Origin of the sequence: Arthrobacter sp. CC3 (assembly GCF_039907775.1) — a bacterium.
In the GTDB taxonomy this organism is placed as follows: Bacteria; Actinomycetota; Actinomycetes; order Actinomycetales; family Micrococcaceae; genus Arthrobacter.
Genome location: NZ_JARCCY010000079.1, coordinates 1 through 10,267, shown reverse-complemented (window position 1 = coordinate 10,267; position 10,267 = coordinate 1). Strand labels below are relative to the sequence as shown.

Genomic DNA, 10,267 nt, shown 5'->3' with positions numbered 1-10,267 from the left:
GCCCTGATTGCCAACGGCCGGATCTTGGCCGGTAACTCGTTGTACGAGGACCGTGCCCGGGGCATCATGTCCGCCGGCGTGGAGGAATCCAACGCGATGGTGAAGATCTCCCCGCGTTTCCCGGGCGATGTTGCCGAGTCCATGCTGCCTGCAACCACCGTGACCCTGGTGGACGGGTTGAAGGCTGAACTCCTCAACGGCCTGGGCAAGCTGGACCCGGACGAGGACCGTGCCGAATACGACAAGAAGTACGTCCACACCGATGTCCTGGTGATCGGCGGCGGCCCCGCCGGCCTGGCCGCGGCCCGCGAGGCCGTCCGCACCGGCGCCCGCGTGATCCTCATGGACGACCAGCCCGAACTGGGCGGCTCACTCCTGTCCGGCTCCACCGCCCCGGAACTGGCCGAGACCATCGAAGGCAAGCCGGCCCTGGAATGGGTAGCCGACGTTGAGGCCGAGCTCGTTTCCGGCGCCGAATGCACCGTGCTGAACCGCACCAGCGCTTTCGGCGCGTATGACGCGAACTACGTCATCGCGGTGCAGAACCGCACCGACCACCTGTCCAGCCCGGCCGCACCCGGCGTCTCCCGCCAGCGGATCTGGCACGTGCGTGCCAACCAGGTGGTGCTGGCTCCCGGCGCGCACGAACGCCCGCTGGTGTTCGAGAACAACGACCGCCCCGGCATCATCCTGGCCTCCGCTGCCCGCAGCTACCTCAACCGCTACGCCGTGGCCGCCGGGCAGCGCGTGGTCATCAGCACCACCAATGATTCCGCCTACGCCCTGGCCGCGGACCTCCGCGCCGCCGGCGTCAAGGTCGCCGCCGTCGTCGACGCCCGCCCCGGCCTGACCCCGGTGGCGGCTGCCGCCGTCGAGGCCGGCACCCGGGTGCTGATCGGCAGCGCCGTCGCTGACACCTCCTCCTCTGCGGCGGACGGCCGCGTGGAGAGCGTCACCGTCCGCAGCATCAACGACGACGGCGAACTCACCTCCGGCGTTGAAGAGATCGCCTGCGACCTGCTGGCCGTTTCCGGCGGCTGGAGCCCGCTGGTGCACCTGCACTCCCAGCGCCAGGGCAAGCTGCGCTGGGACGACGAACTCGCCGCGTTCGTGCCGGGCACCGTGGTCCCGAACCAGCAGACCATCGGCTCGGGCCGGGGCAGCTACGAACTCGCGGACGTCCTGGCCGAGGGCATCTCCGCCGGCGCGTCGGCCGCCATCGGCGCCGGCTTCGAATCCACCACACAGCCGTCCCCGCTCGGGGAGCCGAAGGCGTCCGCTCCGACCCGGCAGCTGTGGCTGGTCCCGGGCCAGGCCGGCACCCCGGATGACTGGCACCACCACTTCGTGGACTTCCAGCGCGACCAGTCCGTGGCCGATGTGCTGCGTTCCACCGGGGCCGGGATGCGGTCGGTGGAACACATCAAGCGCTACACCTCGATCAGCACCGCGAACGATCAGGGCAAGACTTCCGGGGTGAACGCGATCGGCGTGATCGCTGCCGCGCTCCGCACCGCCGGCGAAGCCTCCCGCGGCATCGGGGATATCGGCACCACCACCTACCGGGCACCGTTCACCCCGGTGGCGTTCGCGGCACTGGCCGGTCGCCAGCGCGGGGAGCTGTTCGACCCGGCCCGGGTGACGTCGATCAACCCGTGGCATGTTGCCAAGGGCGCCCTGTTCGAGGACGTGGGGCAGTGGAAGCGGCCCTGGTACTACCCGCAGGCCGGCGAGGACATGGACGCTGCGGTGCTGCGCGAATGCGCCGCGGTCCGGGAGTCCGTGGGCTTTATGGACGCCACCACCCTGGGCAAGATTGAAATCCGGGGCAAGGATGCCGGTGAGTTCCTGAACCGGGTCTACACCAACGCGTTCAAGAAGCTCGCCCCGGGCTCGGCCCGCTACGGTGTGATGTGCGGTCCGGACGGCATGATTTTCGATGACGGTGTGACCCTGCGCCTGGACGAGGACCGGTTCTTCATGACCACCACCACCGGTGGTGCCGCGAAGGTCCTGGACTGGCTGGAGGAATGGCTGCAGACCGAATGGCCTGAACTGGATGTGCACTGCACCTCGGTGACCGAACAGTGGTCCACGATCGCCGTCGTCGGGCCCAAGTCCCGGGCGGTCCTGGCCAAGGTGGCCCCGGAACTCGCCGCCGACGGCGGGCTGGAAGCGGATGCGTTCCCGTTCATGACGTTCCGCGAAACCACCCTCGCCTCCGGGGTGCAGGCCCGGGTCTGCCGGATCTCGTTCTCCGGTGAACTGGCCTACGAGATCAACGTGCCCTCCTGGTACGGGCTGAACACCTGGGAAGCGGTGGCCGCGGCCGGGGCCGAGTTCAACATCACCCCGTACGGCACCGAAACCATGCACGTACTCCGCGCCGAAAAGGGCTACCCGATCGTCGGACAGGACACCGACGGGACCGTCACCCCGCAGGACGCGGGCATGGAATGGATCGTTTCCAAGGCCAAGGACTTCATCGGCAAACGCTCCTACACCCGCACCGACGCGAGCCGGGAAGACCGCAAGCACCTGGTCAGCGTCCTTCCCGTGGACGGCTCCATCCGCCTGCCCGAAGGCACCCAGCTCGTCGAAAAGGGCATCAGCACCAGCCCCGCCTACGGCCCCGTGCCGATGCAGGGCTTTGTCACCTCCAGCTACCACAGCGCCGCCCTGGGCCGGTCTTTCGGACTGGCCCTGATCAAGAACGGCCGCAACCGCATCGGCGAGTCCCTGGTGGCCGTCGCCGGTGGCCAGCTGGTCGATGTTGTTGTCGCAGAAACCGTACTGTTTGACCCCGAAGGAGCCCGCAAAGATGGCTAACACCCCAGCACTGACAGGCATCAATGGACTCCGGGACATCCGCCGCAGCCCCGCCTCGCACCTGGCCCCGGCACTGGAAACCGGCTCCGTCCCCGGCAAGGTTATCCTCGCCGAAGGCCCCTTCCAGACCATGGCCGGGGTCCGCGTGGACCCCCGCTCCGAGGAAGGGGCACGGATCGCTGCCGTGACCGGCGGACTGCCGGCACGCTGCGGCGAGGTCGGCGGCACCGGTCAGGTCAGCGTCCTCTGGCTCGGACCGGCCGAGTTCCTCGTGGTCGCCCCCGAGCAGGCCCACGACTCCCTCGGCGGTGACCTGATCCGGGCACTCACCGAAGCGCTGGGCGGCGCCCCGGGCCAGGTCGTGGACCTCTCCGCGAACCGCACCACGTTCGAACTCTCCGGCCCGCGGGCCCGGGCCGTCCTGGAAAAGGGCTGCGCCCTGGACGTGCACCCGCGCAGCTTCACCCCGGGAACCGCGCTGAACACCGAGGTGGGCAACATCCCGGTGGTCCTGCAGAAGACCGGCGAGGAAAGCTTCAGGCTCTTCCCGCGGGCCTCGTTCGCGGACTTCCTGGGCCGCTGGCTCCTGGACGCAATGCGCGAGTACGCCTCCCCCGAGGTCCCGTAAATGGCCCTCAGCGTCCTGGACCTGTTCTCCGTTGGCATCGGGCCGTCCTCCTCACACACGGTCGGCCCGATGCGGGCGGCGAAACTGTTCGCCGACGGGCTCAAAGGCGACGGCCACCTGAGCTCCACCACCCGCGTCCAGGCAGAGTTGTTCGGTTCGCTCGGTGCCACCGGGCGGGGCCACGGCTCGGATAAAGCCGTGGTCCTGGGCTTCAAGGGCCTGGACCCGGAAACCGTGGACACCACCACCGCGGACGACCAGGTCGCCGCCGCAGCCCTCGACGCCGAACTCATGATCGCCGGAACCCACCGGGTGGACTTCAACTGGGACGAGGACGTGGTCCTGCACCGGCGCAAGTCCCTCCCGGCCCACCCCAACGGCATGACGTTCCGCGCCCTGGACCACGCCGGGGCCGTCCTCAGCGAACGGAGCTTCTACTCCATCGGCGGCGGCTTCGTCGTTGACGGGGACGCCGACGCCGGCGACCGTGTCGTTGCCGACGCCACCGTCCTGCCCTACCCCTTCAGCACAGCCGACGAACTCCTGGCAATCTGCAAACGCGAGGGCATGTCCATCTCCGACGTCATGCTCGCCAACGAACTGACATGGCGGACTGAAACGGAACTCCGCGAGGAGCTCCTGAAGCTTTGGGCGGTCATGCGCGAATGCGTGGACAACGGCTGCGCCGCGGAAGGGATCCTTCCCGGCGGCCTGAACGTCAAACGGCGGGCGCCGTCGCTATTCAAAACCCTGACAGCGGACACCGGCGTGACCGATCCGCTCCGGGCGATGGAATGGGTGAACCTCTACGCGCTGGCGGTGAACGAGGAAAACGCCGCCGGCGGGCGCATCGTCACCGCCCCCACCAACGGCGCCGCCGGAATCGTCCCCGCCGTGCTGCACTACTACACCAAGTTCGTACCCGGCGCCAACGACGACGGGGTAGTCCGCTTCCTCCTCGCCGCGGCCGCCGTCGGAATCCTCTTCAAAATCAACGCCTCCATCTCCGGCGCCGAAGTGGGCTGCCAGGGCGAAGTAGGCTCCGCCTGCTCCATGGCCGCCGCCGGACTCTGCGAAGTCCTCGGCGGAACCCCCGAACAAGTCGAAAACGCCGCCGAAGTCGGCATCGAACACAACCTCGGCCTGACCTGCGACCCCGTTGGCGGACTGGTACAAATCCCCTGCATCGAACGGAACGCCATCGCCAGCGTGAAAGCCATCAACGCCGCACGACTCTCCCTCCACGGCGACGGAAGCCACAAAGTATCCCTCGACAAAGCCATCAAAACCATGCGTGAGACAGGAGCGGACATGAAAACCAAATACAAAGAAACCTCCCGCGGAGGCCTCGCCGTCAACGTCATCGAGTGCTGACCATGACTGCCATTGAGACTGAAACTTCCCAGCCGTCAGCCGGCTCACCGGCCACCACCGTGGAGCACGTCCTGACCCTGGACTGCAACGAGTCGCCGGGCATCGTCCACGCCGTGTCCGGTTTCCTGCTGGAGCACGGCTGCGACATCATCGACAACCAGCAGTTCGGCGAACGTTCCGAGGGGCACTTCTTCATGCGGGTGCACTTCGCGTCCGACGGCGATGACTCCACCGCGGACACGCTGCGGACCGCTTTTGGTCCGGTGGCTGAACGCTTCGGGATGAGCTGGCGGCTGGAGCCGCACGGCTCGAAGCGCAAGGTGCTGATCATGGTGTCCAAGTTCGGGCACTGCCTCAACGACCTGCTGTTCCGCGCCCGCATCGGCGAACTGCCGGTGGACGTGGTGGCCGTGGTCTCGAACCACACCGACCACCAGGCGCTGGTGGAATGGCACGGCATCCCCTTCTTCCACGTGCCAGTCACCGCCGCCACCAAGCCCGAAGCCGAGGCGCGGCTGCTGGAACTCGTGGACGAGTACGACGTGGAACTGGTGGTCCTGGCCCGCTACATGCAGGTGCTCAGTGACGGCCTCACCCGCAAGCTGGACGGCAAGGCGATCAACATCCACCACTCGTTCCTGCCCAGCTTCAAGGGCGCCAAGCCGTACCACCAGGCCTACGCCCGCGGGGTGAAGACCGTGGGCGCCACCGCGCACTACGTCAACGGCGAACTGGACGAGGGACCCATCATCGCCCAGCAGGTGGTTGAGGTGGACCACACCTACGGTCCGGAAGACCTCGTTGCCGCCGGCCGCGACACCGAATGCAAGGCGCTGTCCAACGCGGTGCGCTGGCACTGCGAGGGCCGGGTGATCCTGCAGGGCAACAGGACCGTGGTGCTGCGGTAGGTCGTCCCTGCCGCTGCCTGCCTCAAATCCGCGAGTCGGGACGCTCTCTCACTTCCGGGCGGTTTAGCCGGGACGCTCTATCACCTCCTTGGGGGAAGTGAGAGAGCGTCCCGGCTTTTCTTGCGTTAAGTGAGAGAGCGTTGTGTCCGGGGCTACGGGGCCGCCAGCCGGGTGGCCAGGTGCAGCGCGGCGAGCCGGCCGGTTCCGCGCGGATCGCCGCCGCACAGCTCAAAAATCCGCTGCAGCCGGTGGTGCATCGACTGCCGCTCCACGTGCAGTTCCCGTGCAGCCTGGGCCGTGTTGCAGCCGGAGTCGAGCCACGTCGCCAGTGTTTCCAGCAGCTGCGAGTTCCGCCGGGCGTCGTGGTCCAGCACGGGACCCAGCTGCTGGCGGACAAAATCCTGCCGAGCTCCCTGGTCCAGGTGCTGTGCCGCCAGCCGCTCGACGGCGAGATTCTCGACGTCGAGCACCACGCCGCCGGTGTCCGATGCCGGACGCGCCGCAGCGCGCAGCGAACCGTTTACCGCGAGATCCAGGGCGACTTTCGCCTCCGACAGCGACCACGGCGCGTTCTCGATCCCGACAGCCAGCGGGCCCACCGCCGTCATGGTTCCGGCCTCCACCGGGAGCTCCTCCAGCGCGGCAACGAGTTCGGCCCGCGCCGCCGCGGCCCCGTCAAACGGAAGGGCGGCAAGCGCCAGGACCTCCGCATTGTCCACATAGCTGGCACTCTGCTGGGCCGACTTCTTCAGGATCTTGTCCATGGCCACCCGCAATTGCTGCGAGGTGGATGTCCGGACGACGACGGCGACCATCGTTGCGGAGGGCGGAATGCCGGCGGCCGGCGAGAGCTGCTGCAGCCGCCACGGCTGGCTGCCGGAACTGACGGCGCGCAGCAGCGCAGTCCCTGCGACCTCCTTCAACCCGGGCGGCATCCGCTGCAGCAGGGCCAGCGAGAGGATGTCCACGCAGCGGCCGCCGGCGACTCGTGCGAGGTTGATGTCGCCGTCGGCCGGGACGGTGATGATCAGCCTCGCTGACGGCACGCCGCGGACCGGCACATCGATGTTGATGACGGTGCCGTCAGCGCCCGGGTGCCCGGGCTCCTCGTCACTGCCGGGGCCGTCCGCCGGGGATCCGGTGCCCGCGTTGCCGGTGCCCTCCGGCCGGGGGCCGGTGCCGTTGGGGCCGGCGCTGCCGAGCGTCACGCCGGACACCGACGAAAGCTCCAGCGTCGCGTCAAGGATTCCGGCCAGGACGCCAAGGATCTGGTCCAGACTGCTCCCGTGGGCCAGCTCAACAGCCATCTCATGGCTGGCTTCGTCCGCGCGGCGCAGGTGGGCCACCGATTCGCTGACCAGCATCGAATTGATGGCCTGCATGATGCCCACGAACGGCACCACTTTGCGGAATTCGATCAGTGGCAGTCCCGCTTGCTCCGCCGCGCGGACCATGGAGGAGGGAAGCGACGCGAGCCGCTGGCCTGTTTCCACCACCAGTGCGCCGACACCGCGCTCAGCCAGCTGGCGGATGTACTCCACGCGGCGCGCGTCCGAGGCCGTGACCAGCGCGTCGCCGCCGGTGAGGAGCAATTCGCCGCCGCTAAGTAACGGCGCAATGTCCAGAACCTCACTGGAGTGGACCCACCGCAGCTGCGTATCGGCCACCGCGGCCGCGCCGGCGCGGAGCACCGGATCCGCGGCGGTGAAACTGGCGTGGTTCATGATATCGCTGAGCCTGATTGGCATGACGCTCCGTAATGCAAAAGATCGTTTTGATGTACACATCGTATCTTGTTGGGTGTGGCCTGCAACACATAATCTGGATATACCCTTTTCCCCCTACGGAGGCCCCCATGCAACACAACTCCACTGCAGTCCCGGCCGGCCAAGCGCCCGTAGCCGGCGAAGACGTCGAAGCCTGGCTTCAGCCCATTCCCGAATCCCAGCGGACCCGGAAGGTATCCGGCCAGTTCTGGATCTGGGCCGGCGCAAACCTCGCACCCATCAACTGGGTGCTCGGCGCCCTGGGCATCCACCTCGGGCTTGGTTTTGCGGACACCGTCACCGTTCTGGTCCTGGGGAACCTGATCGGGATGCTCCTCTTCGGCTGCTTCGTCCTGCTTGGCCAGAAGACCGGGGCAACCGGCATGGTGCTGGCCCGGGCAGCATTCGGCAGGCGCGGAAATTACCTGCCAGCCGCCATCCAGGCGCTGCTGGTCATCGGCTGGTGTGCGGTGAACACGTGGATCATCCTGGACCTGGTCATGGCGCTGTTCGGGACCCTCGGCTGGGTTGACCCCACCGCCCACAACTACGCCTGGAAGATCGGCGTCGCCACCACCATCATGGCTGCACAGGTAGCCATCGCGTGGTTCGGCTACAAGGCCATCGCCGCGTTTGAAAAGTGGACAGTGCCGCCCACTATCATCATCCTTGCGGTCATGTCCGCCGTCGCCTGGTTCGGCATGAAGATCAACTGGACCTACGCCGGACCTGCCGGCAACATCCTTGAAGGCTCGGAGCGGATCGCCGCGATGAGCGCCGTCATGACGGCGATCGGCATCGGCTGGGGAATCACCTGGTTCACCTACGCCGCCGACTACTCCCGCTTCGTCAGCACCGAAGTGCCCAAGCGCAAGGTCTACCTCGCCTCAGTGCTGGGCCAGTTCATCCCCGTGGTCTGGCTCGGAATCCTGGGCGCCAGCCTCGCCACCAACAGCGGCGAAATTGATCCCGGAAAACTGATCGTCCAGAACTTCGGCGTCCTCGCACTTCCCGTACTGCTGATGGTCCTGCACGGACCCATCGCCACCAATATCCTGAACATCTACACCTTCTCGGTCGCCACGCAGGCGCTCGACATCACCATCAGCCGCCGCAAGCTCAACCTGTTCGTCGGCGTGTTCTCGCTGGCCGCCGTCGTGTTCTTCATCTTCCAGGAAGACTTCGCCGCCGTGCTGGATGCCTGGCTCATCGGCCTCGTGGCATGGGTTGCCGCCTGGGGCGGCGTCATGCTGGTTCACTACTTCTGGGTCGAGAAGCGCTGGCCCAGTGACGCCTCGCGGCTGTTCGACCGCGTGGGCACCAAGCGGCTCCCCGGAGTCAACTGGGCCGGCGTGGTATCCCTCCTGGTCGGCATCTTTGCCACCTGGCTGTTCATGTACGGGCTTGTCCCCGCAATGCAGGGCCCCATCGCCGTGGCCCTGGGCGGCTGGGACCTGTCCTGGCTGGCCGGCGGACTCAGCAGCGCTGCGAGCTACGCCGTTCTTGGCCCCCGGGTTCACCGCAGGTTTCTGGCCAGTGCCGCAGCTCAGCAGGTAACCGTGCCCGAGGACGCTGCATCCGAAACGTCGGTCCGCCCGGCAACAACCGCAGTCTCACTGTAGAAAGGAACCGGACCATGGAATTCCCCGCTTTCCCGGACTCCGCCCATCCCATCACCTGGCCCGAAGGCTACCGGGCGGCCGCGTCGTTCACCTTCGATGTGGACGCGGAGTCCTGCACCATCGCCCACGATCCCAGCAGCACGCGCCGGATGTCGCTCATGACCCACCAGTCATACGGACCCAAGGTTGCTGTGCCGCGGCTGCTGCAGATCCTGCAGCGCCAGGACATCCAGGCAACGTTCTTCATCCCGGGCTTCACCGCTGAGAGCTACCCCGACGTGGTGCGCCGGATCGTGGATGCGGGCCATGAGATCGCCCACCACGGCTACCTGCACGAACCCATGCAGGGCATCGACGCCGCCACCGAGGCGCGGTACATCGACCGTGGGCTGGAAGCGCTGGCCAAAGTGGCGGGCGTCCGGCCCGTGGGCTACCGCGCTCCCTGGTGGGAGCTCAACTGGCACTCGCCGGCACTCCTTGCGGACCGCGGCTTCCTCTACGATTCAAGCCTGCTCGACGGCGACGCACCGTACCGCTTCAGCGTCGCCGAGGGTGACTCCAGGGACCTCGTTGAGATCCCGGTCGACTGGGCCTTGGACGACTGGGAGCAGTACGCGTTCTATCCCGGCGTGACCGGCAGCGGAGTCATCGAAAGCCCCGCCAAGGTCCTCGAAATGTGGACGCTGGAAGCCGAGGCGCACCACGCGGCCGGGAGCTGTTTCGTACTGACCAACCACCCGTTCATCTCGGGCCGGCCCTCAAAGGCGGTGGCGCTCGAGCAGCTGATCAGCCGGGTCAAGGACATGGACGGCATGTGGGTCACCACGATGGCAAAGATCGCCGAGCACACCCGGGACACGGTGACCGAAGTCCACAGCCACGCGCGGATCGAGGTTCCAGGCTTCCCCGACGCCGGTGCCCGCTTCACTCCGGCGCAGGTCCGCCAGTCAGCACTGGCCTCCGACCGGCTCCGCCCCTAACCCCGGACGCTCTCCCACTATTTGCCGGAAAAGCCGGAACCCTCTCTCACCGGTGAGAGAGGGTTCCGGCTTTTGCCCTCTAAGTCAGGCTGGTTGTGAGTCAGTCAGTGATTGAAGAGGAGCAGCCATGTCTGTTGGGCCGCGAGGTATTAGCCGCGAT

The 10,267-nt window shown here is 67.3% G+C and carries 7 protein-coding genes; 6 read left to right on the top strand and 1 reads right to left on the bottom strand.

Annotated elements, in window-relative coordinates; genetic code table 11:
* The 4 genes from PV761_RS23760 to purU form a co-directional block, all read left to right on the top strand.
* A partial coding sequence (locus PV761_RS23760) for a sarcosine oxidase subunit alpha family protein (RefSeq protein ID WP_347899984.1) occupies positions 1-2,829 on the top strand: 2,829 nt, incomplete at its 5' end.
* Positions 2,822-3,457: a sarcosine oxidase subunit gamma family protein gene (locus tag PV761_RS23755; protein WP_347899983.1), complete on the top strand. Its 636-nt coding sequence runs from the start codon at positions 2,822-2,824 to the stop codon at positions 3,455-3,457. The genes PV761_RS23760 and PV761_RS23755, both read left to right, overlap by 8 nt.
* Positions 3,458-4,831: an L-serine ammonia-lyase gene (locus PV761_RS23750; RefSeq protein ID WP_347899982.1), complete on the top strand. Its 1,374-nt coding sequence runs from the start codon at positions 3,458-3,460 to the stop codon at positions 4,829-4,831.
* A 2-nt stretch (positions 4,832-4,833) separates the two neighbouring features.
* Positions 4,834-5,739 carry a formyltetrahydrofolate deformylase gene (gene purU, locus PV761_RS23745; RefSeq protein WP_028269680.1) on the top strand — a complete coding sequence of 302 codons (906 nt, stop codon included), beginning with the start codon at positions 4,834-4,836 and terminating at the stop codon, positions 5,737-5,739.
* 152 nt (positions 5,740-5,891) lie between these two features.
* Here the strand turns inward: purU and PV761_RS23740 are convergent, their stop codons facing one another.
* Entirely contained in the window at positions 5,892-7,487 is a 1,596-nt protein-coding gene (locus tag PV761_RS23740; RefSeq protein WP_347899981.1) for a PucR family transcriptional regulator, read from the bottom strand.
* A 107-nt stretch (positions 7,488-7,594) separates the two neighbouring features.
* On the opposite strand from PV761_RS23740, the gene PV761_RS23735 reads away from it, so the two are divergent.
* Both PV761_RS23735 and PV761_RS23730 read left to right on the top strand, forming a co-directional pair.
* Positions 7,595-9,127 (top strand): cytosine permease, encoded by a 1,533-nt coding sequence (locus tag PV761_RS23735; RefSeq protein WP_347899980.1) that lies wholly within the window; start codon positions 7,595-7,597, stop codon positions 9,125-9,127.
* Positions 9,128-9,141: 14 nt separating this feature from the next.
* Complete coding sequence (locus PV761_RS23730) at positions 9,142-10,107, top strand: polysaccharide deacetylase (protein WP_028269683.1); 966 nt, start codon at positions 9,142-9,144, stop codon at positions 10,105-10,107.
* Positions 10,108-10,267: the final 160 nt, after the last annotated feature.

Excerpts from the sequence above, each read along its gene's own strand:
- PV761_RS23730 (WP_028269683.1), top strand. The coding sequence starts at position 9,142 with ATGGAATTCCCCGCTTTCCCGGACTCCGCCCATCCCATCACCTGGCCC.
- PV761_RS23755 (WP_347899983.1), top strand. The coding sequence starts at position 2,822 with ATGGCTAACACCCCAGCACTGACAGGCATCAATGGACTCCGGGACATC.
- purU (WP_028269680.1), top strand. The coding sequence starts at position 4,834 with ATGACTGCCATTGAGACTGAAACTTCCCAGCCGTCAGCCGGCTCACCG.
- PV761_RS23735 (WP_347899980.1), top strand. The coding sequence starts at position 7,595 with ATGCAACACAACTCCACTGCAGTCCCGGCCGGCCAAGCGCCCGTAGCC.
- PV761_RS23740 (WP_347899981.1), bottom strand. The coding sequence starts at position 7,487 with ATGCCAATCAGGCTCAGCGATATCATGAACCACGCCAGTTTCACCGCC.
- PV761_RS23750 (WP_347899982.1), top strand. The coding sequence starts at position 3,458 with ATGGCCCTCAGCGTCCTGGACCTGTTCTCCGTTGGCATCGGGCCGTCC.